Raw genomic sequence first — 22,817 nt, forward strand, 5'->3', positions numbered from 1 at the left:
AAGGGAGTCCGGATGAGCGAGCCCAAGGACCCGGAGAAGCTCCTGGCCGACGCCTTGCGCGCACAGGCGGTCTTCGCTCCTTCGGCGGAACGCATCTCCGAATCGACTACGGACAAACCAGTCGAAACGGACACGAAGAGTAGCGTTCCGGACGTCCCTTCCGGCAAGAGCGAACTGCCCCCTCAGTACGGACTGCTCTCGGGTGCCGGAGCCGACTCGCTCGAACGGGAACGCGTCGCGCTCGAGGACGCCGAAACGGCCAGGCTGGCGGAGCGGCCGACGCCGCCTCCAGCGCCTTCGCCGAGCAGCCCGCCTCTGCCCGCGTACTGGGTGCTGCTGCTCGCCGTGCTGCTGGGGCTGGCCGCCGGTTCGGTGATCGGGCTGCTCACGCTGATCTGAGCCGCCTCTCCCGTCGGGTCAAAGCACTCAGCGTCACCCTGTACCGTTTTGGTGTGATCCTGGCGCAGAACAACGTGACGACGATGGGCCTCCTGCCGGAGTGGCTGGACCCGCAGCACCTGCTGAGCGGGCTGACCGTTCCGGTCATCACCGTGCTCTGCCTGATCATCTTCATCGAGAGCAGCATCTTCCCGGTGCTGCCCGGTGACTCACTCCTGTTCACCGCGGGCCTGTTCATCGCGAACGGTTCGATCGAGGCGCCGCTGTGGCTGGTGTGCGTCCTGGTCACCGTCGCCGCACTGGTCGGCAACGCGGTCGGCTACGGCCTCGGCTGGAAGGTCGGTCCCTGGCTGTTCCGCAAGCCGGATTCGAAGTTCTTCAACAAGAAGTACGTCGACCAGACCCACGCCTTCCTGGAGAAACACGGGCCGAAGGCGGTCGTGCTGGCGCGGTTCGTGCCGTTCGTGCGGACGTTCATCACCTGGATCGCCGGCATCGGCAAGATGGACCCGAAGAAGTACTTCACCTACACCGTCATCGGCGGCATCCTGTGGGCCGCCGGGATCACCGCGCTCGGCCACCTGCTCGGCGGCGTCGCGTTCATCCGCGACAACGTCGACGCGATCTTCATCCTGATCGTGCTGGTCTCGGTGGTGCCGATCGTGATCGAGTACCTCAAGGCCCGCCGCGAGAAGAAGCACGCGGACACCGCGACCGGCCTCGTCGCCGAGGCCGCCGAAGACATCACGCAGCAGATCCCGCGCATCCGCGACTGACCCCTCCGGACGCATCGCCCCGTGCAATGAAGGGGCCTTTCATCGCAAATTTTGCAATGAAAGGCCCCTTCATTGCGACTAGAGGGAGAACATCGAATCGGGGTTGAAGAGGTTCCCCGGGTCGAGGGCCCGCTTGATCTGGCGATGCACCCGAAGGCCGACTTCGCCGATCTCCTTGACGAGCCACTCGCGTTTGATCCGGCCGATGCCGTGCTCGCCGGTGACCGTGCCGCCCAGCGACAGGCTGACGTCGAGGATCGCGTCGAAGGCCGTCCGCGCGCGGGCGAACTCCTCCTCGGAATCCTGCGCGTAGACGATCGTCGGGTGCATGTTGCCGTCACCCGCGTGGCCGACGACGGCGATCCGCAAGCCCACTTCTTCGCTGATCCGCTCGCAGCCGGCGATCAGTTCGGCGATGCGCGTGCGCGGCACGCAGACGTCGTCGGTCAGCCAGACGCCGTACATCTCCAGCGCGGTGAGCACGACCCGCCGCGCCTGCAGCAGCATCTTGCCCTCTTCGATGTCCTCGGTGGCGTAGGCCAGATCCGCGCCGCAGTCGACGCAGATCTGTTCCAGCGCGGCGAGTTCCCGGCGCGCGACCTCGCCGCCGGAGTCGGATTGCGCGAGCAGCAAGGCTTTGCAGTCCGAGCTCGTGCCGAGGTCGGTTTTGAGGTAGGCCTCGGCGGCCTTGATCGACGTCGCGTCCATGATCTCCAGCAGCGACGGCACCAGCCCTTCGCGCACCACCCGCGCGACGGCCTCGCCCGCGGCCTCCGTGCTGTTGAAGGCGGCGACGAGGGTCGCGGGTAACTGCGGCAACGGTTTCAACGCGACGGTCGCCTGGGTGATCACGCCGAGCGTGCCCTCGCTGCCGACGAAGAGCCGCGCGAGGTCATAGCCCGCGACACCCTTCACCGTGCGGCGCCCGGTCTTCAGCAGTGAGCCGTCGGCGAGCACGACTTCCAGTCCCAGCACGGAATCCGTGGTGACGCCGTACTTCACGCAGCACAGCCCACCGGCGTTGGTGGACAGGTTCCCGCCGATGGTGCACCAGTCGTAGCTGGACGGATCCGGCGGGTAGAACAGGCCGTGCTTCTCCACCGCGTTGCGGAAATCGAGGTTCACCACGCCGGGCTGCACGACGGCGAGCCGGTTGCCTTCGTCGATCTCGACGATCTGGTCGAGTTTGGTCAGCACCAGCACGACACAGCCGTCGATCGCGTTCGCGGCGCCGGACAGACCACTGCCGGCGCCGCGGGGCACGATCGGCACCTCGAACTCCGCGCACGCCTTCACCACGGCCTGCACACCCTCCGTGTCGGACGGCAGCACCACCGCGAGGGGTTTGCCGCTGGCGGCCAGCGGCATCATGTCGCGCGAGTAGGCGTCCGTGACGTCGGTGTCGGTGAGCACCGCGGCGTCGCCGAGATGCTCGCGGAGCCGGGTGACCAGGGCATGGTTGTTCATGCCCTCATCGTAGGCGCCATTACGTCCGCACTGCGGAAATTTTTTTCCGATCGAGCAGGATGAACGCCTGAATACCTGTATAGACGAGCACGGCCACACCCGCCCATGCGGTCACGTGCACCCCCTGGGTGAAGGCCTCGCGAGCCGATTCCAGGAGCGCCTGTCCCGCGACAGGGTCGAGCTGCTGCGCGGTGGCGACGGCGCCGCCGAGGGTGTCCCGGGCGGCGTCGGCCGTCCCTTCCGGCAGACCGGACCGGTAGACCGCGGTCGCGACACTGCCGAGGATGGCCGTGCCGAGCGCGCCGCCCAGCTCGAACCCGGTCTCGGAGATCGCCGACGCGGCCCCGGCCCGTTCGGCCGGAGCGGCCGAGATGACCAGGTCGTTCGTCAGCGTTTCGGACAGGGCGACACCACCGCCGAGCAGCGTGAACGACACCACGACGTACGCGAGCCCGCCGCCGGAAGACACCTGGGTCAACGCCAGGAACCCGATCGCGGCGACCAAAAGACCGGCACTGACCAGCACGGATACCCGGATCCGCTTCGCGAGCCAGGCCGCGAGAAGCGCGCCGGCGACACCGGCGACCGTCGCCGGGAGCATCCACAGCGCGGCGACGACCGGGGTCAGCCCGAGCACCAGCTGCAGGTACTGCGGCACCAGGAACAGCAGGCCGACCATGGCGAACACGCCGAGCATGTTCGTCACCACGGAACCACTGAAGGCCCGGTTCGAGAACAGCTTCAGGTCGAGCATCGGCTCGTCGAGACTGTTCTGCCTGCGGACGAACACGACACCGAGCGCGAACCCGATCAGCATGCTGACCGCGGCCTTCCAGGTGAAGCCGTGTTCGGCGACCAGCTTGATGCCGTAGACCACCGGCAGCATCGCGGCCAGCGACAACAGCGCCGACAACGGATCGAAGCGGCCCGGCTTCGGGTCACGCGCCTCCGGCAGCAGGAACGGGCCGACGACCAGCAGGATCACCATCACCGGGACGTTGATGAGGAAGACCGAACCCCACCAGAAGTGCTCCAGCAACCAGCCGCCGAGCACCGGCCCGAGCGCCATCCCGCCGGAGAACCCGGCGCTCCAGACGGCGATCGCGGTCCGGCGCTGTTTGGCGTCGACGAAGATGCTGCGGATCAGCGACAGCGTCGACGGCATCAGCGTCGCGCCACCCACACCGAGCAGCGCCCGCGCGATGATCAGCATGAACGCGCTGGTCGAGAAGGCCGCGAGCACTGACGCGGCACCGAACGCGGCGGCCCCCATGAGCAGCAGCTTGCGACGGCCGATGCGGTCGCCGAGCGTGCCCATCAGGACCAGCAGGCCGGCCAGCATGAACGAATAGATGTCGACGATCCACAGCTGCTCCGCACCGGTGGGCGCCAGATCCTCGGACAGGAACGGCAGCGCGAACCCGAGCACCGTCATGTCCACGCTGATCAGCAGCACCGGAAGCACCAGTACCGCCAACGCCCACCACTGCTTGCGCCCCGCCATGGCGCACTCTCCTCAATTAGGTAAACCGTCCGGACGGTACAGTTGCCGCCCTGGTCGAAGGTAAACCGTCCAGACGGTATAGTCAACTGATATGGCGAAGACCTCGGCGAAGGAACACATCCTCGACTCGTACGAGGAGATACTCATCGAACAGGGCCCCGGCGGGGTCACCCTGGAAGCCGTCGCCGCCCGCGCCGGAGTGTCGAAGGGCGGCCTGCTCTACCACTTCGGCTCGAAGGACGCCCTGGTCGAAGGCCTGATGGAACGTCTCGCAACCCTGTCGGACGAAGACCTCGAACAGGCACGGACGGCGCCTGAAGGCGTTGTTTCCTGGTACCTGCGCACGGCTATCACCGACGTGACCCAGCGCAAGCCACTGCACCGCACGACCATGGCGACGATCCGGATCATGCTCAACGAGCCGCGGGTCGCCGAGGTCGTCCAGGTCTACAACCAGAAGATCCACGACCTGATCAGCGAGCACGTCGCCGACCCGCTGTCCGCCGAACTGATCATCCTGGTGGGCGACGGCCTCTACCTGCGCGCGGCACTCGGCCGGGACGACGCGAGCTCCCTGCTCGACCGGATCGACGAGATCAAGGCCCGCATCCAGCGCAATTAGTCACCTACTTGCGCCGGATGCGAGCACGCGCATCCCGCCCTCTTCCGCAAGTAGGTGACTAATTGCGGGAGAGGCCGTAGACGCGCTCGATCGGGATGGTGAGCAGAACGCGCTGGTCGGCGACCATGGCGTCGCGGAACTCGGCCCAGTCCGGATGCTCGCCCCGGGCCCGCCGGTAGTGGTCCACCAGCGCGTCCACGGTCGCGTCGTCGCGCGAAGCGGCGGTCGGCGTCAGCACCGCGGGCCCCTCGACGACGACGTAGCCGTCACCGCTCTCGGTCGAGACGTGGAACGTCGCCCGCGGGTCGCGCCGCAGGTTCTTCGTCTTGGCGCGCGGTGCGGTGATCGAGATCAGGATCGCGCCGGCGTCCGCGTCGTAGAGGTAATTGACGGTCGACAGCTGAGGCCTGCCGTCGCGCTTGACGGTGGCGAGGGTGCCGAAGTTTCGGTCGGCGAGGATCACGTAGAGCGCGGAGTCGGTCATGCCTCCATCAAAGCAAAAGCGCAGCTCAGCGACCCAAGCCGGGCGAACCGGACAAACATGCACGAATAAATGTGCTTGCATACGGCAACTAAAGTGTTGTCCGACACACAACGTCACTTTCTTCTTGCGAAGCTCTCTTGAGAGGAACATCCTTGCTCTAGGCAACTAGTTGCAGTGACCAAGCAACCGGCGAGAGAGACGGCGATGACACCCACGACACCCGGCACCAGGTCGAAGGCCGACCTCGACCTGGCCGACACCCTCGGGCACGAGCTCGTGCGGCTCGTCCGCCTGGTCAACCGGGCCAAGTCCCAGGTGTCCAAACAGGGACCGGACGGCATCGAGCGGGCCGCGTACGCGATCCTCTTCTGCCTCATCCACGTCGGCCCCCAGCGGACCAGCAAACTCGCCGAATTCCTGCACTCCGAGATCTCGACCATCAGCAGGCAGTCGAGCTCTCTCGTCCAGCACGGGCTGGTCGAGCGCCTGGCCGACCCCGAAGACGGCCGCGCCTGCCTGCTCGCACCGACCGCCGAAGGGCATCGGGTGTTCGAGGAGAACCGCAAGCAGCGGAACCAGTGGCTCGCCGAGGTGCTCGGCGACTGGTCCGACGACGACCGGAAAACCCTCAACTCGCTGTTCCACCGGCTGAACGACGACCTCGAAAAAACATCTCCACAGTTCGCCGACCCCGCGTCGGCGTCGAAGGCCAAGGGGGCCTGAAGCAATGAGTTCCACCGTAGAAAGTCCGCCTGCCGTCGAAGAAGACGGACCCCGGCTCAGTCACCGTCAGATCGTCACGATCCTGATCGGCCTGATGTCGGGTATGTTCCTGGCGGCGCTCGACCAGACGATCGTTGGCACCTCGATCGTCCGCATCGCGAATGACCTCAACGGGTTCGACCTGCAGGCCTGGATCACCACGGCCTACCTGATCACCTCGACGATCGTCACGCCGATCTACGGCAAGCTGTCCGACATCTACGGGCGCAAGCCGTTCTACATCGCGGCGATCTCGATCTTCCTCATCGGCTCGATCGCCTCGGCGTTCGCGACGTCGATGTACGAACTGGCCGCGTTCCGCGCGATCCAGGGCCTCGGCGCCGGCGGTCTGATGTCGCTGGCGATGACGATCATGGGCGACATCGTGCCGCCGCGGGAACGTGCCCGCTACCAGGGTTACTTCCTCGCCGTGTTCGGTATCTCCACGGTGCTCGGCCCGGTGCTCGGCGGGTTCTTCGCCGACTTCGACAAGCTCGGCAGCGTCTTCGGCTACGACATCGCCGGCTGGCGCTGGGTGTTCCTGATCAACGTGCCGATCGCGATCGTCGCGCTGTTCGTCGTCGCCCGCGTGCTCAACGTGCCGCATCAGCGCCACGACCACAAGATCGACTGGTGGGGCGGGCTCGCGCTCGTCGTCGCCGTGGTGCCGTTCCTGATCGTCGCCGAGCAGGGCAACAAGTGGGGCTGGGGCTCGCAGAACGCCATCATCTGCTACGTCATCGGCGCCATCGGCGTGGTCGCCTTCATCTTCATCGAGAAGCTGATGAAGGACGCGGCGCTGATCCCGTTGCGGCTGTTCAAGAACTCGACCTTCACGGTCGCGATCGTCGGCGGCGTCATCGTCGGTGTCGCGATGTTCGGCGCGATCATGATGATCCCGCAGTACATGCAGGTGGTTCTGGAGTTCTCGCCGACCGAGTCGGGGCTGCTGATGATCCCGCTGATGGCGGGCATCATGAGCGGTTCGATCATCTCGGGCCAGATCACCAGCAAAACCGGTCGCTACAAGGTGTTCCCGGTGGTCGGCACGCTGCTGATCGCGGCGGGCTCGTTCTTCTTCGCGCAGGTCGAGTACAACAGCCCGCTGTGGCACCCGCTGGTCGCGGCCGCGATCATCGGTCTCGGCCTCGGTGCCTGCATGCAGACGCTGATCATCGCGGTGCAGAACGCGGGCCCGCGCAGCGACATGGGCGTCTCCACCGCTTCGGCGACGTTCTTCCGCCAGATCGGTGGTACCGCGGGTGTCGCGGTGTTCCTGACGATCCTGTTCAACGTCCTGCCGGGCAACATCACCAAGGCGTTCGGCGGCAACGCGCCGACCGGTGAAGGCGCCGCGGCGCTGGGTGACATCACCACGAACACGAGCGGTATCGCGAACCTGCCCGAGGCCATCAAGACCCCGGTGCTGATCGGCTTCACCGAGTCGATCACCACGGTGTTCTACGTGGCGGGCGCGGTCGCGCTGCTGGCGACGCTGGTCCTGATGTTCATGAAGGAGATCCCGCTGCTCGGCGGCTCGGCTCCTTCGGCGGCTTCGGCTCTCGAAGGCGGCGAAGCACTCCTCGAGGAGGACGACGCGCCTGTCGAAACGGCCTCCGAGAAGACGATCGTGACCGCGCCCGTCGAACCGGGCAAGCACGCGATGACCAACGGGAACGGGGCATACCGGGCCGGATCCGCGCAGATCAGCGGGCATGTCCGCCGGGACGACGCCACGAACGTCGCGGGTGCGGCGCTGACCCTGATCGACCACAACGGCAATCAGGTGGCCAGGACGCACACGAACGAGAACGGCGTCTATTCGTTCGCCGGCATCGTGGGCGGGCGGTACACGCTCGTCGCCAGCGGCCGCTGGTTCCGGCCGATCGCGGCGACGCTGACCGCCACCGGGGCCGGGGTGCTGCGCCACGACTTCGAACTGGTCAGCACGATCCTGCTGAGCGGCGTCGCCCGCACCGACGGCGACCGGGTGGTACCGGACGCGCGGATCACCGTGCTCGACTCCTCGGGCGGCGTCGCCGCCGTGGCGAGGACCGACGCCGAGGGCAACTACACGGTCAGCGACCTGCCCGCCGGGACCTACACGGTGATCGCGAGCGGCTATCCGCCCGCGACCAGCCGGGTGGAACTGCTGGGCGGTGACCAGGCCGAACACGACGTCCGGCTGAGCTACGACCAGGCGCTCGACGAGCTCGTCGAGCACTAGTCAGGCTGAGATGAAGGGGCCTTTCATTGCAAATTTTGCAATGAAAGGCCCCTTCATTGCGCTTGCGGGGCTGGCGGGCGCCGGTGTGGATCCGAACCTCGCCGACCGCGAAGAACGGACCGTCCTGGCGTATCCGGAGCAGGTGACCGGGCCGCTGACACCCCGATTCCATGGTTCGGCCGCGTGCGGTTCTCGAAGTACACGTAGGCTCGCGTCGTGACTGAGGTGTACACCGAGGCCGCGGGCATCGGCGTGAGCTGGCTCGACACCGCCGGGCCGGTGCTCGTCTGGGTGATCGTGCTGAGCTTCATCTTCGTGGAGTGCGCGCTGATCATCGGGCTGTTCCTGCCCGGAGACTCCCTGCTGTTCGCGGCCGGGGTCGTCCTCGCACAGCACGGCTCGGACCTGAACGCGTGGCTGTTGTCGGCCGCCGCGCTGCTCGTCGCGATCCTCGGCAACCAGGTGGGGTACTACATCGGCCGGTCGACGGGCACGAAACTGATCGCGCGCCGCGGCGGCAAGGTGCTGAACCGGCACAATCTCGACCGCGCCAGGACATTCCTGGATCGCAGGGGTTTCTTCGCCATCGTGGCCGCGCGCTGGATCCCGTGGATCCGCACGCTGGCGCCGCTCATCGCGGGGACCGCGCGGATGGATCCGCGCCGGTTCGCTCTCGCGACGGCGCTGGGCGGGCTGCTCTGGGTGCCGACGCTGGTGCTGCTCGGCTACTACGGCGCCGGTCTGCTCGACCAGCTGCCGTGGGTCAAGACGGCGGCGCTGTGGATCAGCATCGCGTTCTTCGTGGTGGGCACGGCCTACGGCGTGATCCGCTACCGCCAGGAGATGCGGCGGCCCGCCGAAGAGACCGAAGAGAGCGCCGCCTAGTCCATCCATGCCCCCGCCGCCCTCAACGGAGCAGCTGCGCTCCCACGCCTACAGCTCCGGGTCGGCCCAGATCTCCAGCTGGATCCCGTCCGGGTCACGGAACACGATGACCGACGAGCCTTCCAGGGTCCGCGATCCCTTCGAAGGTGTGTAGAAGACGCCGTATTCGGAGAGCCGCGCTTCCCATTCGGCCAGTTCCGATCGCGAAGAAACCTTGAACGCCACGTGGTCCAGACCTGTCCGGCGTTCGTCGAACCGCGGCCGCTCGGTGTCCTGGTGCTCGACGAGCACGACCGCGAAACCCTCGCTCGGCGACCTGAGCACGACCTTCCGAAGACCCGTTTCGGGGTCTTCGCGACGTGTGAACTCTTCGAGTTCGAGCACACGGGCGTACCAGGGCACGCTCCGGTCCACATCGGTCACGGTGAGTGCCAGGTGGTGCACAGACATGAGCTTGGACATCGGGGATGACCGTCCTGATCAAGAGCTTGGGGGCGCCACCAGGGTGACACAGGCGCCTGTGACGACGAGGTGATCCGCCGACTTCCCACATGAATCGTGATATCCGCCGGGAAAAAGTGTTAAAAAGTGGCTGAACCGCACGCGGACCCGATATCACCTCGTGACCGCTCCGTGGTCCGGGTGTCAACGTCCTCCGCCGACGGTCAGCACCGTCCCGGTGGTGTACGACGCGGCCGGGGAAAGCAGCCACAGCACGGCTTCCGCGACTTCGCCGGGTTCGCCAGCCCGTCCCATCGGAATGGTCGGCGCGATCCGCTCCATGCGATCGGGCATTCCCGCCGCGGCGTGCAGTCCGGTGTGGATCATGCCTGGCGCGACCGCGTTGACCCGAATGGATTCTTTCGCGACTTCTTGCGCGACGCCGTAAGTCATCGTTTCGACCGCGGCCTTGGTGCCCGCGTAGTGGACCCATTCGCCGGGCGAACCGGTCCGCGCGGCGGTGGAGGACAGCGTCACGATCGCGCCGCCCTCGCCGCCGTACCGGGTGGACATCCGGCGGATGCCCTCGCGGACGCACAGGAAGACACCCGTGATGTTGACATCGACCACGCGACGGACGACATCGACGTCGTATTCGTCGAAGCGGCCGGGGGTGTTGCCGGTGATGGCCGCGTTCGCGACCACTCCGGCGAGGGGGCCGAGCTCGACGGCGGCGTCGAACAGGGCCACCACGTCGTCCTCGGACGCCACGTCGCCGCGCTGGGTGATCGCCCGGACGCCGTGCTGCCGGACGCGCGAAGCGACGTCTTCGGCCGCTTCGGCGTCACCCGCGTAGTTGACGACGACGTCGTAACCGCGCGCGGCGGCCAGTTCACAGACCGCCGCGCCGATGCCTTTGCTGCCGCCGGTGACGATGAGAACGCCTGTCATATCGCGAAGTTGACCAGCGGCAGGTTCTCGAGGACCAGGTCGGCCCGGCTGCTGGTGGAGGCGATCAGATCGGCGTTGCGCTGGTCGGAACCGAGCGCGCGGCGACGCGCGTCGACCAGCGAACGGCCGTAGCGGCGGTGCCGTGAGACGAGCCGCTCGATGCGCTCGGGTTCGTCGGGCGCGAGGAACCACGACTCGGCGAGGATCGGCTTCACACCGCTCCACGGGTCGTCCTGCATGAGCAGGTAGTTCCCCTCGGTGATGACCAGCGGGACGTCCGGCGTGACCGCGACGGCACCGGCGATCGGCTCCTCGATCTCCCGGCGGAATTCGGGCGCGTAGACCGTCTCGCGACCTTCGGCGAGCCTGCGCAGCAGGTGCACGTACCCGGCGGCGTCGAAGGTGTCCGGCGCGCCCTTGCGCTCCGCCCGCCCGAGCCGCTGCAGCTCCACCTGAGCCAGGTGGAAGCCGTCCATCCCGACCACCGCGGCCCTCGTGCCCAGCGCCTTCGCCAGCCCCCAGGCCAGCGTCGTCTTGCCGGACGCGGGGGCGCCGACGATGCCGAGCACGCTGCGCTGTCCCGGCTTCGCCAGCGTCTGCGCCCTGCTCAACAGGTCCTCGAACACCGGAGGCATGGCTGTCATGGCAGTACTTCTCCCATCTTCGCGACCGCGGCCGTCCACGACCTCGGTCCTTCATGCCGCACCCGTTCGGCGGCCACCTCGTTGGCGAACTCGATCCAGCGCGGCAAGTCCCCGACGTTCTCGGTTCCTTGACACTGCGCGACCGCGTACGCGAAAGCCCCGTGCCACACGTCGCCCGCACCCAGCGTGTCACGCGCCCGGGTGACCGGGACGGGGACCGCACCGGATCCGTCCGCCGTCGACCAGCGCACCGGATCGGGGCCCGCGGTCGTGATGACCACCGGCACGCCGTGCTCGCGGGGGTCGTCCCCGCGGTACAGCGAGGAGCAGGCGGCGATGTCGACGAGCGGCAGGAGTTCGAGGAAGACCGGCTTCCAGCTCCCGGCGTCGAGCACCACCGGTATCGCGCGCTCCCGTGCCCAGCGCGCGACCTCCAGCGCCACCTCCGGATGATGCCCGTCCAGCAGCACACACCCCGGCAATTCGTCACCTACTTGCGATAGCTGCGCGCGCAAGGATCGCAAGGAGGTGACGAATTGCGAGGAGGCGTGGGCGTTGCGCGAGACGACGGTGCGCTCGCCGTCGGAGTCACGGACGACGATGGCGCTGATCGCGGGTGGATCGGGCCGCTCGGGATCGAGGTCGACCAGGTCGACGCCGTGCGTTTCGAGATCGGCGCGGGCGAGTGCCGCCAGCGGATGCGCACCGGCGACCGTCAGGAGCGTCGCCCCGGCGCCGAGCGCGGCCACGGTCACCGCCGCGTTCGTCGCCGGCCCCCCGGCGGCGACGTCCATCGACAGCGAACGCACCTTCTCGCCCGGCGCCGGGATTTCGGCGACGCGCTGAACCTGGTCGACGGTGCACAAGCCCGCCAGCAGCACCCGCACTAGCATCGAAGTACTTTTTCCCGCTGAGATGCCATCAGCTCAGCCCCGTGTGGACGGCTGAAGCGACCTCTTCGACTTCGCCGTTCTCACCGATCTTCAGCGCACCCGTGAGCAGGCCGACGACCTGGTTCATGGTGTGCGTCTTCGGCGAGACGACCGCGACCCGTTTGCCGAGGCGGTGCACGTGGATGCGATCGGCGATGTCGAACACATGCGGCATGTTGTGGCTGATCAGCACCACCGGCAGGCCGCGTTCGCGGATCCGGTTGATCAGGTCGAGCACCTTGCCGGATTCGGCGACGCCGAGCGCGGCGGTGGGCTCGTCCATGATCACCGCCTTGGTGCCGAACGCGGCCGCCCGCGCGACCGCGACACCCTGGCGCTGCCCGCCGGACAACGTCTCCACGGGCTGCGTGATCGACTTGATGTTGATGCCGAGTTCGTCGAGGATCCGCTGCGCGTCGGCCCGCATGGCGGCGCTATCCAGTTTGCGAAACACTCTCCCGAAGAGGTCCTTACGCCGCTTTTCCCGGCCGAGGAACATGTTCGACGCGATGTCGAGCGCGGGCGCGACCGCGAGATCCTGGTACACCGTCTCGATCCCGTAGTGGCGAGCGTCCAAAGGGGACTTGAAGTGGACGGTCTGACCGTCCACTTTGATCTCACCGGCGTCCGGGATCACCGCGCCCGAAAGGGCTTTGATGAGGCTCGACTTCCCGGCGCCGTTGTCGCCGACGACGGCGAGCACCTCGCCGGGGAGCAGCTCGAAGTCGGCGCCGTCGATGGCGGTGACCCGGCCGTAGCGTTTGACCAGTCCTTGAGCGGACAACGTGGGCGTCGTCATGACTGCTGCCTCCTCGCGAACCGGTCGACGCAGACCGCGCCGATGAGCAGGGCGCCGGTGGCGACGTCCTGGTAGAGCGCGTCCACCCCGAGCTGGGTCAGCCCGGACCGCAGGACCGCGACGACCAGCGCGCCCATCATCGTGCCGAGTACGGAACCCCTGCCGCCGAACAGGCTCGCGCCGCCGAGCACCACCGCGGTGATGGAGTCGAGGTTGCCGAGCTGGAAGGCGTTCGGGTCGGCGTTCGGCACGCGGCCGAGCGCCTGCCAGGCGGCGATCCCGACGATCACCCCGGCGACGATGTACACCGAAAGGATCGTGCGGTTGACCTTGATCCCGGACAGCCGCGCGGATTCCGGCGCGTTGCCGACCGCGTAGACGTGCTTGCCCCACGGCGTCCGCGTGAGCGCGTACCAAAGGCACAGGTACATCAGCAAAGCGAGCGTCATGCCGTAGGTGATCGGGATGCCGCCGAACAGGTACCGGCGGGTGCCGAGCCATTTGAGCAGTTCGTCCGCGACCGGGACGGCCTGGCCGTCGGCGAACAGTTTCGCGGCCGCGGTGAGCACCGTCAGCAGGCCGAGCGTGACGATGAACGGCGGCAGTTTGATCCGGGTGACCAGCGAACCGGTGACCATCCCGATCACCACCGTCGCCACGATTCCCAGCAGCAGCGCCCAGATCCCGGAGACGCCGCCGACCACGAGCTTCGCCATGATCAGCGTCGCTAGCACCATCGCGGCCGCGTTGGCCAGGTCGATGCCCGCGGTCAGGATGATCAGCGTCTGCCCGAGCGCGAGCGTGCCGACCACCAGGGACTGTTGCACCACAAGGGAAAGGTTGTCGAGGTCGAGGAACGTGTCCGTCGAGAGGGAGAACACCACGATCGCGACGAGCAGGGCCAGCGCGGGCCCGACGGCCGGTGCGCGCAGGAAGAACTCACCGATCGACGGGCGTTCGTTGCCTTTCAGGGTTGCAGTCGTCACTTCGTCCCCCAGCAGTTCTCGAGGCCCCACTTGGTGTCCTGGCTTTCCACGCCGGGGATCGGCTTGTCGGTGATCACCGCGGACCCGGTATCGACGAACCCGCTCGGCTTCTTGCCGGTCTTGGCGTATTCGACGGCGGCGAGGACGCCCTGCTCGGCCATCTTCTTGGGGAACTGCATGACCGTGGCGGCGTACTGGCCGTCGCGCACGTTCTTGACGCCTTCGCAGCCGCCGTCGATCGAGCCCATCACGATCTGGTTCACCAGGCCGCGGGCCTGGAGCGCGGCGTAGGTGCCGCGGCCCATCGGCTCGTTCATCGTGTAGACGGCGTTGATTTCGGTGGTGCGCTGAAGCAGGTTCTCGACACCCTGCTGCGCGAGGCTTTGGTCGCCGTTCGCGGGCGTCTTGCCCTTGATCTCCGGCGAAGCGTCGGTCAGCCCGATGCCCTTGAGGAACCCGGTGTGCCGCTGAGTGTCCACTGTGGACCCGGCGGTGCCGTCCACCATGAACAGTCTCGGCGGCTTGCCTGCCAGCGCGGCCTTGACGTACGCGCCTTGACGGCGTCCGGCCTCGAAGTTGTCCGTGGCGAAGGTGGCGTCGACGGCGGTATCCGGCTCGGTCGCCGTGTCGAGCGCGATGACCAGCACCCCGGCCTTGCGGGCGCGGTCGATGGCGTCGAGGACACCGGTCGACGAACTCGGCGTGATCAGGATGGTGTTCGCACCCTGCTGCATGAGGTTCTCGATGGCCCGGACCTGGCCGTCGTTGTCACCGTCGAACTGGCCGGCGAGCGCGCTGAACTCCGCGCCGTTCGCCTCGGCGGCGGCCTTGGCGGACGCTCTCAGTTCCACGAAGTAGGGATTGGTGTCGGTCTTCGTGACCAGGCCGACCTTGGCCTTGCCACCGCCGCCCGCGTTCGAGCCGCCACCCCAGTGGCGTTCGACGGTGCACCCGGCCGAGGTCACCGCGAGTGCGGCGGCCATGGCGAGCGCGGCGAGACTGCGCTGTCTCATGGGGATGCCCTCCGATTCAAGGCTGTCCGTGATGGACCGGAAGGTAGACAGGGTTATGCTCACTCGCAAGCGTTTGCGCAAACGCTTGCCCCAGACTCTCTCGACAGAGCACTCACCGAGGATTGGTAATGCCGCCGTCTCGCTCGTCCCGTCCCACCCAACGCGACATCGCCGAGCTGGCGGGAGTCTCGATCACCACTGTTTCCCACGTGGTCAACGGGACAAGGGCGGTGGCCGAAGAGACCAAGCTGGCCGTCCTCCGCGCGATCGAGCAGACCGGCTACACCGGTGACGCCATCGCCCGCTCGCTGGTGACCGGCGGGACGAGGTCGATCGGCGTCGCGATCTCCCTGGTCGCGAACCCGTACTTCGCCGTCCTGATCCAGGCGATCGAACGCGAAGCCGCACTGGCCGGGTACACGGTCTTGCTCGCCGACACACACGACACCGTCGACACCGAACGTGAGACCGTGCGGACCCTGCGTTCGCGCCGCGTCGACGGGCTGCTGATCACGCCGTCGCCTGGAGACGGTTCGGTGATCGGCGAACTCGTCTCGCTCGACGTCCCGACCGTGCTCATCGACCGGCTCTCCACCCGCACCGACGTCGACCAGGTCGGCGCCGAGAACATCCAATCGACGTCCGCGCTGACGGCGCATCTGGCGTCGCTCGGGCATCAGCGGATCGGCATGATCAGCGGCACGGCCGGGCTGAGCACCAGCGAAGAGCGGATCCTCGGCTATCGCTTGGGGCTCGGCCGTTCGGGTTTGACCTGGTCGGAGGACCTGGTCGCGTGCGGGCAGTCCTCGCAGGCGGGCGGGGCCCTCGCGCTGAGCACACTGCTCGCGCTGCCCGAGCCGCCGACGGCGCTCGTGGTCGCCAATGACACCATGATGGTCGGCGTGCTGCACGAGTTGCGGCGGCGCGGGCTGCGAGCGGGCGTCGACCTGCCGGTCGTGGTCTACGACGACGTCGAATGGGCCGATCTGGTCGATCCGCCGCTGACCACGATGGCGCAGCCGATCGAGGAGATCGGCACACAGGCGGTGCGCCTCCTGCTGGCGAGGATCAACGATCCGGGACGCAAGGCCCAGACGATGCGTATTCCGCCTACGCTCCGCCATCGCGCGTCCTGCGGATGCGCTCTCGTTCACTCGTATTGATGATTGTTGGGAGACTTTCCGGTCTTGCCGCCGAGCGACGCTCCGTCAGCCGTTACCGTCGTTCAGGCTCGGATGAAGGCGTGGAGCGATGACCGCATTGTCCCCGGCGTTACCCCTGTGGGAGGACACCCCTGTCACCCACCGGTTCGGGGTGGCCATGGCGATGCACGCGAACCCGTATTCGGGTGAACTCGTCCGCGCCATCCGCCGCGCCGCACGCCGTCACGGCTGCGAAATCACCCTCGCCGACACCGGGGACAGCGTCGCCGAAGAAGCCGCGGTCATCCGCGCGCTGCGGGCGGACCGTGTCGACGGTGTGCTGCTCGTCCCGGCGGCCGGCGACGAAGCGGTGGTCAACGGACTGGTCCGGATGGGCGTGCCGACCGTGCTCGTCGACCGGATGGCCGGCCGCAACGACGTCGACCAGGTCGGCTCCGAGAACATCCAGGCCGTGTGCGCGCTCGTGCGGCACCTCGCCGGGCTGCGGCACCGCAAGATCGGCTTCATCTCGGGCGAAGAGGACATGACCACCTACGAGGAGCGGGCACTGGGCTACCGGCTCGGCCTCGGCCGCTCCGGCCTCCGGTGGACGTCGCAGCTGGTCGCGTGCGGGCAGTCGACCCCTGGCGGGGCCGCCGCCGCGACCGCGAAACTGCTGGACAGCTGGCCGTCGCCGACCGCGCTCGTGGTGGCGAGCGAGGCGATGATGATCGGCGTCCAGTACGAGGCGCACCGGCTCGGCATCCGGATCGGGCGCGACCTCGCGATCGTCGGCTACGGCGACATGGAGTGGGCGGGGCAGGTGACCCCGGCGGTCACCACGATGGCGCAGCCGATCGAGGAGATCGGGCGCAAGGCCGTCGAACTCCTGCTTGCCCGGATCACCGACCCTGAGCGACGGCCCGAATCCGTACGGCTCGCACCGCGGTTCATACACCGTCAGTCGTGCGGCTGCTGAATCACTACAGCGCCGATTGGATCCTCAGCGGTAGAGAGTGCTTCGGATCTCGCTGGTGAGAAGCCCGCCGCCGGGTGATGATGGCGGAATGACCGACCTGTGGACCGTGCACACCGCCGACCTCGGAGCAGACGTGCTGACCGCGGCACGCGCTCTGCTGGACGACGCTTTCGACGGCGATTTCAGCGACCACGACTGGGAGAACGCCCTCGGCGGCATGCACACGCTGGTGTGGGAGAGCGGCGAACTCGTCGGGCACGCGTCACTGGTCCAGCGGCGGCTGATGCACGACGGGCGGATCCTCCGGACGGGTTACGTCGAGGCGGTCGCCGTCCGGTCGGATCACCGGCGTCGCGGGCACGGCGCCGCGATGATGGACGCGCTGGAGCGGGTCCTGCGGAAGGCGTACGACCTCGGGGCGCTCTCGGCGTCCCACGAGGCTCTGGAGTTCTACGCGTCGCGCGGCTGGCTGCTGTGGCGCGGGACTTCGTCGGCCATGACGCCTTCGGGCGTGGAGCCGACGAAGGAGGAAGACGGGTCGATCCACGTGCTGCCGGTGGGCGTCACCCTCGATCTGGACGGGGAGATCACCTGCGACTGGCGTGCGGGCGACGTCTGGTGACGCAATTAGTCACCTACTTGCGTCGTCCCCTCGCGTTGTACGCCTGGCGCGCGTCGCAAGTAGGTGACTAATTGCGGGGGTCGAGGGTCGCTGCGGCTTCGAGGAGCATCCACGCGCTCACCTGAACGGACAGGTCACGTTCCGGGGCATCACCCGCGAGGGGCAGCGAAGGCGCCGGAGTCGCCCAGTCGGCACTGAAGAGCGGCCCGTGCGGCGTCTCGGCGGCACCGGACCAGCAGGCCTCAGCCGACCGGATGACCAGGTCGCGCGCGATCCCGCTCGGCAGCGTCGGCGCCGCGAGCGCCAGGTACCGGGCCAGGATCCCGCCGAACAGGCCGCCGTCGCCGCCTTCCTGCCCTCGGATCACCCCGTTCGGCGCGACGTGTTCCGCGACCGCGCGGACCGTGCGCTCCACACTGTCCAGTTCGGACAGTTCGAGGCAGGCGCCGAGATAAACCCCTTGGCAGTACGTGAAAATATGTTTGACCAGTTCGCCGCTGCCGACCCGCAGGCCGTCCCACACCAATCCGGAATCCGGGTCGACGAGCCGCTCGGTCATCCAGTCGGTCAAACCACGAGCGTGCTGCGTCGCACCTTCGCGGGCATGGAAGATCGCGGCCGGGCCGTTCGCGGGGGCATTCTTGAAATCGTCGCCGACGCGCCACCAGATCCCGCCGCCGGCGTCGTCGGTCCAGCCTTCGCGCAGCCGTGAGCTGATCGCCTCCAGCCCGCCGCGGACGTCCGGCCCGAGCTGCCCGACGCGTTGCAGCGCGAGGCCGAGCCAGGCGATGTCGTCGTAGTAGTCATTGATCCACTTGCCGAAGTTGCGCAACCGCACGGACAGCACGAACCGGTCGATCAGCTTCAGCCGATCCGGTGAAGGGTCCCGCAGCTGCGCGTCGACGAGGGTGTCCAGCAGATGTGCCTGCCACCAGTAGTTCCAGTGCCAGTGGACGCGCTGGCCCATCGAGGGCGGCCAGCCGCTGCGGCCGAGCACGGTGCCGGGCAGTCCCCAGACACCGCGCAGATGCCGGTCGCGGATCGCGCGCTCGGCGGCCGCGGCCCGGTCGGCGAGAGCAGTCATCGCGCCATCATCCCTTGCCCGCCGACATACCGCTCAGTATGTTGGGAGTACTCCCGAACCCGCGAGGTGCTTCATGACCACGGCGCACGTGACCTGCCCGCTCTGCGAAGCCACCTGCGGGCTGGAGGTGACGATCGACGAGAAGAGCCTGGTCACCCGCGTGCAGGGTGACCAGGAGGACGTCTTCTCGAAGGGCTACATCTGCCCGAAGGGCGCTTCGCTCGGCGCGCTGCACCACGACCCGGACAGGCTCACAGCGCCGCTGGTGAAACGCGACGGCGAGTTCGTCGAAGTCACCTGGGACGAGGCCTTCGCCGAGATCGACCGGCGGCTCCGGCCGATCATCGACGAGTACGGCAAGAACGCCGTCGCGGTGTACTCCGGCAACCCGACGGTGCACAACGCGGCACTGGTGCTCTACGGCCGCGTGTTCTTCAAAGCCTTGGGCACCAAGAACTTCTATACCGCGACCACGGTCGACCAGATGCCGAAGCACTTCTCCTCCGGCTACCTCTTCGGCGACCCGCAGACCATTCCCGTCGCCGACCTCGACCGCACCGGGCACCTGCTCATCCTGGGCGCGAACCCGTTGGTGTCCAACGGAAGCCTGATGACCGCGGCCGACACCAGGGGCAGGCTGCGCGGGATCCGGAAGCGCGGCGGCAAGATCGTCGTCCTCGATCCTCGCCGCACCCGGACCGCCCAGCTCGCCGACGAACACCACGCGATCCGGCCCGGCACCGACGCGTTGTTCCTGTTCGCGCTGGTCAACGTCCTGTTCGCGGAGAACCGGGTCGATCCGGGAGAGCACGTCAACGGCGTGGACGAGGTTCGTGCGCTCGCGGAGCCCTTCACCCCGGAGGCGGTCGCGCCCGCGACCGGGATCGACGCCGCCGAGATCCGCCGCATCGCGCTCGAACTCGCGGACGCCGAGCGCGCCGCGGTGTACGGCCGGATGGGGACCACGACGCAGTCGTTCGGCACCATCGCGAGCTGGCTGGTCGACGTCGTCAACACGCTCACCGGCAACCTCGATCGCGAAGGCGGCGTGATGTTCCCGCTGCCCGCGCTCTGGCGGCCGCGCCGGTCCTCGCCGTTCACCAGCGGCCGCTGGACGAGCCGGGTGCGCGGGTATCCCGAGGTGCTCGGCGAACTGCCGGTGGCCACGCTCGCGGACGAGATCGAGACACCCGGCGAGGGCCGGGTGCGGGCGCTGGTGACCATCAGCGGCAACCCGGCGCTGAGCACACCCAACTCCGCGCGGCTCACGGAAGCGTTGCGGCAGCTGGACTTCATGGTCTCGCTCGACGTGTACCTCAACGAGACCACGCGGCACGCCGACGTCATCCTGCCCGGCCCTTCACCTCTGGAGCGGCCGCATTACGACGTCGCGCTGTACGCGCTCGCCGTGCGCAACGTCGCGAACTGGACTCCGCCGCCGCTCGAAACGGACCTGCCGCAGGAGTGGGTGACCCTGCTGCGGATGGCCGGGATCGCCGCCGGCCAGGGCCCGGACGTCGACGTCGCCGCCTTCGACACGATGGTCGCGGGCGAAACGGCGCGGCGCACCGGTGTCGACCTGTCGCTCGCCGAAGGCCGCACGGGACCGGCGCGGATGATCGACCTGATGCTGCGCGGCGGACCGTACGGGCTGAAACTGGCGGACCTCGAAGCCGCCCCGCACGGCATCGATCTCGGCGCGCTGAAGCCGCGGCTGCCGGAGGTGCTCACCACCGCCAGTGGCAAGGTCGAGCTGGCCCCGGACGCGATCACGAAGGACGTTCCGCGGCTGCGAGCGGAGCTGGACAAGGCACCGGACGGCGGTTTGCTGCTGATCGGACGGCGGCACCTGAGCTCGAACAACTCGTGGATGCACAACCTGACGCCGCTGGTCCGCGGCGGGAACCGGTGCACCGTCCAGGTTCACCCGGACGACGCCTCCCGGCTCGGGTTGACCGACGGCGGGCTCGCGTCGGTGACGTCGCGGGCGGGGAAGCTGGAAGCCCCGGTGGAGGTCACGGCCGACGTCCGGCCCGGCGTGGTGAGCATGCCGCACGGCTGGGGTCACGACGTCGACGGCACGCGCACGCGGGTCGCGGCCGCGCACGCCGGGGTCAACTCGAACCTGGTCGCCGACGAGACCCTGCTCGACGTCCCGTCCGGAACCGCCGTGCTCAACGGCATCCCGGTCGAGGTCGCCCCCGTCTAGCCCCCGCAATTAGTCACCTACTTGCGGTCGTTCCGTGGGTGATCAGGCGCGAGTCGCCGACCGCAAGCAGGTGACTAATTGCGGGCGTTCGGGTCACCAGGCTTGGGTGAGGTCGGCGTGCTGCCGGATCCAGGCGTGCATGACGATCCCGGCGGCGACGCCGGCATTGATCGAACGGGTCGTGCCGAACTGCGCGATCGAGACGACCAGTGCGGCCGTCTTCTGCGCCTCGGCCGACAAGCCGGGCCCTTCCTGGCCGAACAGCAGGACGCAGTCACGCGGCAGCTCGGCGGTCTCGACGGGCTGCGAGCCGGGGGTGTTGTCGACGGCGACCACGGCGAGCCCCTCCGTCGCGGCGAAGGTCAGCAGCCCGTTGACGTCCTCGTGGTGGAGAAGGTGCTGGTAGCGGTCGGTCACCATGGCGCCGCGCCGGTTCCAGCGCCGCCGCCCGACGATGTGCACCGCGGCCGCGGCGAACGCGTTCGCCGTCCGGACCACGGTGCCGATGTTGTGGTCGTGCTGGAAGTTCTCGATCGCCACGTGGAACGGGTGCCGACGGCTGTCCACATCGGACACGATGGCCTCGCGCCGCCAGTAGCGGTACGGGTCGACGACGTTGCGGCGGTCGCCGTTCGCGAGGAGTTCCGGATCGTAGCGTTCGTCCGAAGGCCACTCGCCCTCCCACGGACCGACGCCGACCTCTTCCTTCGCCACCCATTCGGTGGGACCGGCCTCTTCCGACAAGTTCACCCGAGGATTGTCACTCAGCCCATGCTGACGCGGTGCGCCGGTGCGTCCCCGTCGTGGTGGCGGTGACGCCAGCGCTGGTACGCGCCGATGTAGGAGATGATCACCGTCGCCATCGCGATCACGACGACGATCGGCAGCGACGAGCGTGGGAACACGGTGTCGTACAGGTAGTAGGCGTTGAAGCCGCCGGGCAGGTCGCCGAGACCCTGCTGGTGCCGGAAGTAGTTCTCGGCGGCCGTCAGCGGGCAAGGCCACGGGAAGACGTTGACGAGGACCCCCCATGCGGCGAAGAACACATGCACGAAGATCACCTTCGGCCACCGCCACGCGAGAAAGCCACCGAATCCGATGAACAACAGCGCGAAAATGTGCACCGCGACTGTCACGTTCGCCAGGAAACCCGCCACCTCAAGCCCCCTTCACACCCCTACCTGCGACGTTACCCCTCTCTTATTGAGAAACGCTCACGAAAAAACGGGGCATCCTCCGTTCGCACAGAGGATGCCCCGTTCGGGAGGCTTTACTCAGGACAGACCGAGATCGTCCTTGTTCAGGATGTAGCGGTATTCGAGGCCTTCCTTCTCGATGGCCTCGCGCGCTCCGGTGTCCCTGTCGACGACGGTCGCGACGCCGACCACCTTCGCTCCGGCCTCGCGCAGCGCCTCGACGGCGGTGAGCACGCTGCCGCCGGTGGTCGAGGTGTCCTCGACGGCCAGCACGCGCTGCCCGAGCACCTCGACGCCTTCGATCCGGCGCTGCATGCCGTGCGCCTTGGCGCCCTTGCGGACGACGAACGCGTCGAGCACGACGCCGTCGGTGGCCGCGGAGTGCAGCATGGCCAGCGCCACCGGGTCCGCGCCGAGGGTCAGGCCGCCGGCGGCGACGTAGTCCCAGTCGTGCGTGAGCTGGCGAAGCAGCTTCCCGATGAGCGGGGCGGCCGCGTGATGCAGCGTCGCCCGCCGGAGATCGATGTAGTAGTCGGCTTCCTTGCCAGAGGACAAGGTCACCTTGCCGTGCACGACGGAGAGTTCGCCGACCAGTCTCGCCAGTTCGAGTTTCGCCGCTTGATCAACACCGGGGTACGCCACGGCCGAGAGTCTTACACACGGCTCGCGGCGCACCACCGGGGTGTTTCCCGC

Annotated in this window: 24 protein-coding genes; 10 read left to right on the top strand and 14 right to left on the bottom strand. The window is 68.0% G+C overall.

Annotated features, from left to right (window positions below; all coding sequences use genetic code 11):
• The first annotated feature begins 12 nt into the window (after positions 1-12).
• On the top strand, positions 13-399 hold the full coding sequence (locus DL990_RS01895; RefSeq protein WP_125784812.1) for a hypothetical protein: 387 nt from the start codon (positions 13-15) through the stop codon (positions 397-399).
• A 53-nt stretch (positions 400-452) separates the two neighbouring features.
• Complete coding sequence (locus tag DL990_RS01900) at positions 453-1,175, top strand: DedA family protein (protein WP_125784811.1); 723 nt, start codon at positions 453-455, stop codon at positions 1,173-1,175.
• Positions 1,176-1,253: 78 nt separating this feature from the next.
• On the opposite strand, the gene DL990_RS01905 is transcribed toward DL990_RS01900, so the two are convergent.
• Both DL990_RS01905 and DL990_RS01910 read right to left on the bottom strand, forming a co-directional pair.
• The gene (locus DL990_RS01905; protein ID WP_125797710.1) at positions 1,254-2,642 is read right to left on the bottom strand and encodes an FAD-binding oxidoreductase; all 1,389 of its coding nucleotides are present in this window, start codon (positions 2,640-2,642) and stop codon (positions 1,254-1,256) included.
• Between the two features lie 19 nt (positions 2,643-2,661).
• A complete protein-coding gene (locus DL990_RS01910; protein WP_125797711.1) occupies positions 2,662-4,146 on the bottom strand; it encodes an MFS transporter in 1,485 nt (494 codons plus the stop codon).
• Between the two features lie 91 nt (positions 4,147-4,237).
• Here DL990_RS01910 and DL990_RS01915 point away from each other — a divergent pair, with 91 nt between their 5' ends.
• Positions 4,238-4,768, top strand: a complete 531-nt coding sequence (locus DL990_RS01915; protein WP_125797712.1) for a TetR/AcrR family transcriptional regulator — start codon at positions 4,238-4,240, stop codon at positions 4,766-4,768.
• Between the two features lie 58 nt (positions 4,769-4,826).
• On the opposite strand, the gene DL990_RS01920 is transcribed toward DL990_RS01915, so the two are convergent.
• Positions 4,827-5,252 carry a PPOX class F420-dependent oxidoreductase gene (locus DL990_RS01920; protein ID WP_125797713.1) on the bottom strand — a complete coding sequence of 142 codons (426 nt, stop codon included), beginning with the start codon at positions 5,250-5,252 and terminating at the stop codon, positions 4,827-4,829.
• Between the two features lie 204 nt (positions 5,253-5,456).
• Here DL990_RS01920 and DL990_RS01925 point away from each other — a divergent pair, with 204 nt between their 5' ends.
• From DL990_RS01925 to DL990_RS01935, 3 genes are all read left to right on the top strand, one after another.
• The gene (locus DL990_RS01925; protein WP_125784806.1) at positions 5,457-5,975 is read left to right on the top strand and encodes a MarR family winged helix-turn-helix transcriptional regulator; all 519 of its coding nucleotides are present in this window, start codon (positions 5,457-5,459) and stop codon (positions 5,973-5,975) included.
• A gap of 4 nt (positions 5,976-5,979) precedes the next feature.
• A complete protein-coding gene (locus tag DL990_RS01930) occupies positions 5,980-8,241 on the top strand; it encodes an MFS transporter (protein ID WP_125784805.1) in 2,262 nt (753 codons plus the stop codon).
• Between the two features lie 216 nt (positions 8,242-8,457).
• Positions 8,458-9,126, top strand: coding sequence for a DedA family protein (locus DL990_RS01935; protein ID WP_125784804.1), 669 nt, complete (start codon positions 8,458-8,460; stop codon positions 9,124-9,126).
• 48 nt (positions 9,127-9,174) lie between these two features.
• Here the strand turns inward: DL990_RS01935 and DL990_RS01940 are convergent, their stop codons facing one another.
• From DL990_RS01940 to DL990_RS01970, 7 genes are all read right to left on the bottom strand, one after another.
• Entirely contained in the window at positions 9,175-9,588 is a 414-nt protein-coding gene (locus DL990_RS01940) for a VOC family protein (RefSeq protein WP_125784803.1), read from the bottom strand.
• Positions 9,589-9,771: 183 nt separating this feature from the next.
• Positions 9,772-10,518, bottom strand: coding sequence for an SDR family oxidoreductase (locus tag DL990_RS01945; protein ID WP_125784802.1), 747 nt, complete (start codon positions 10,516-10,518; stop codon positions 9,772-9,774).
• A complete protein-coding gene (locus tag DL990_RS01950) occupies positions 10,515-11,162 on the bottom strand; it encodes a nucleoside/nucleotide kinase family protein (protein WP_125784801.1) in 648 nt (215 codons plus the stop codon). The genes DL990_RS01945 and DL990_RS01950 overlap by 4 nt, the downstream gene beginning before the upstream one ends.
• Complete coding sequence (locus DL990_RS01955; protein ID WP_233620360.1) at positions 11,159-12,055, bottom strand: PfkB family carbohydrate kinase; 897 nt, start codon at positions 12,053-12,055, stop codon at positions 11,159-11,161. Before DL990_RS01955 ends, DL990_RS01950 begins: the two co-directional genes overlap by 4 nt.
• 28 nt (positions 12,056-12,083) lie before the next feature.
• Positions 12,084-12,893 (bottom strand): ATP-binding cassette domain-containing protein, encoded by an 810-nt coding sequence (locus DL990_RS01960; RefSeq protein ID WP_125797714.1) that lies wholly within the window; start codon positions 12,891-12,893, stop codon positions 12,084-12,086.
• Positions 12,890-13,879, bottom strand: a complete 990-nt coding sequence (locus tag DL990_RS01965) for an ABC transporter permease (protein WP_199746185.1) — start codon at positions 13,877-13,879, stop codon at positions 12,890-12,892. Before DL990_RS01965 ends, DL990_RS01960 begins: the two co-directional genes overlap by 4 nt.
• Positions 13,876-14,892, bottom strand: coding sequence for a substrate-binding domain-containing protein (locus DL990_RS01970; RefSeq protein ID WP_125797715.1), 1,017 nt, complete (start codon positions 14,890-14,892; stop codon positions 13,876-13,878). The genes DL990_RS01965 and DL990_RS01970 overlap by 4 nt, the downstream gene beginning before the upstream one ends.
• Positions 14,893-15,020: 128 nt before the next feature.
• Between DL990_RS01970 and DL990_RS01975 the strand changes: the two genes are divergently transcribed.
• The 3 genes from DL990_RS01975 (at position 15,021) to DL990_RS01985 (ending at position 17,635) form a co-directional block, all read left to right on the top strand.
• Positions 15,021-16,055, top strand: a complete 1,035-nt coding sequence (locus DL990_RS01975; RefSeq protein ID WP_125784798.1) for a LacI family DNA-binding transcriptional regulator — start codon at positions 15,021-15,023, stop codon at positions 16,053-16,055.
• Between the two features lie 88 nt (positions 16,056-16,143).
• The gene (locus tag DL990_RS01980) at positions 16,144-17,013 is read left to right on the top strand and encodes a LacI family DNA-binding transcriptional regulator (RefSeq protein WP_199746186.1); all 870 of its coding nucleotides are present in this window, start codon (positions 16,144-16,146) and stop codon (positions 17,011-17,013) included.
• An 88-nt stretch (positions 17,014-17,101) separates the two neighbouring features.
• Positions 17,102-17,635 (top strand): GNAT family N-acetyltransferase, encoded by a 534-nt coding sequence (locus tag DL990_RS01985; RefSeq protein WP_125797716.1) that lies wholly within the window; start codon positions 17,102-17,104, stop codon positions 17,633-17,635.
• A 67-nt stretch (positions 17,636-17,702) separates the two neighbouring features.
• Here DL990_RS01985 and DL990_RS01990 read toward each other — a convergent pair whose 3' ends face one another.
• Positions 17,703-18,719: a glycoside hydrolase family 76 protein gene (locus tag DL990_RS01990; protein WP_125784796.1), complete on the bottom strand. Its 1,017-nt coding sequence runs from the start codon at positions 18,717-18,719 to the stop codon at positions 17,703-17,705.
• 73 nt (positions 18,720-18,792) lie between these two features.
• Here DL990_RS01990 and DL990_RS01995 point away from each other — a divergent pair, with 73 nt between their 5' ends.
• The gene (locus DL990_RS01995) at positions 18,793-20,928 is read left to right on the top strand and encodes a molybdopterin-dependent oxidoreductase (protein WP_125797717.1); all 2,136 of its coding nucleotides are present in this window, start codon (positions 18,793-18,795) and stop codon (positions 20,926-20,928) included.
• A gap of 93 nt (positions 20,929-21,021) precedes the next feature.
• Here DL990_RS01995 and DL990_RS02000 read toward each other — a convergent pair whose 3' ends face one another.
• The 3 genes from DL990_RS02000 to pyrE all read right to left on the bottom strand — a co-directional run bounded on the left by DL990_RS02000 (position 21,022) and on the right by pyrE (position 22,766).
• A complete protein-coding gene (locus DL990_RS02000) occupies positions 21,022-21,672 on the bottom strand; it encodes a TrmH family RNA methyltransferase (RefSeq protein WP_370306354.1) in 651 nt (216 codons plus the stop codon).
• Between the two features lie 20 nt (positions 21,673-21,692).
• On the bottom strand, positions 21,693-22,085 hold the full coding sequence (locus DL990_RS02005) for a DUF2784 domain-containing protein (RefSeq protein ID WP_125784793.1): 393 nt from the start codon (positions 22,083-22,085) through the stop codon (positions 21,693-21,695).
• A gap of 117 nt (positions 22,086-22,202) precedes the next feature.
• A complete protein-coding gene (pyrE, locus tag DL990_RS02010) occupies positions 22,203-22,766 on the bottom strand; it encodes an orotate phosphoribosyltransferase (RefSeq protein ID WP_125784792.1) in 564 nt (187 codons plus the stop codon).
• Positions 22,767-22,817: the final 51 nt, after the last annotated feature.

It is taken from the genome of Amycolatopsis sp. WAC 01416 (assembly GCF_003947485.1).
In the GTDB taxonomy this organism is placed as follows: Bacteria; Actinomycetota; Actinomycetes; order Mycobacteriales; family Pseudonocardiaceae; genus Amycolatopsis.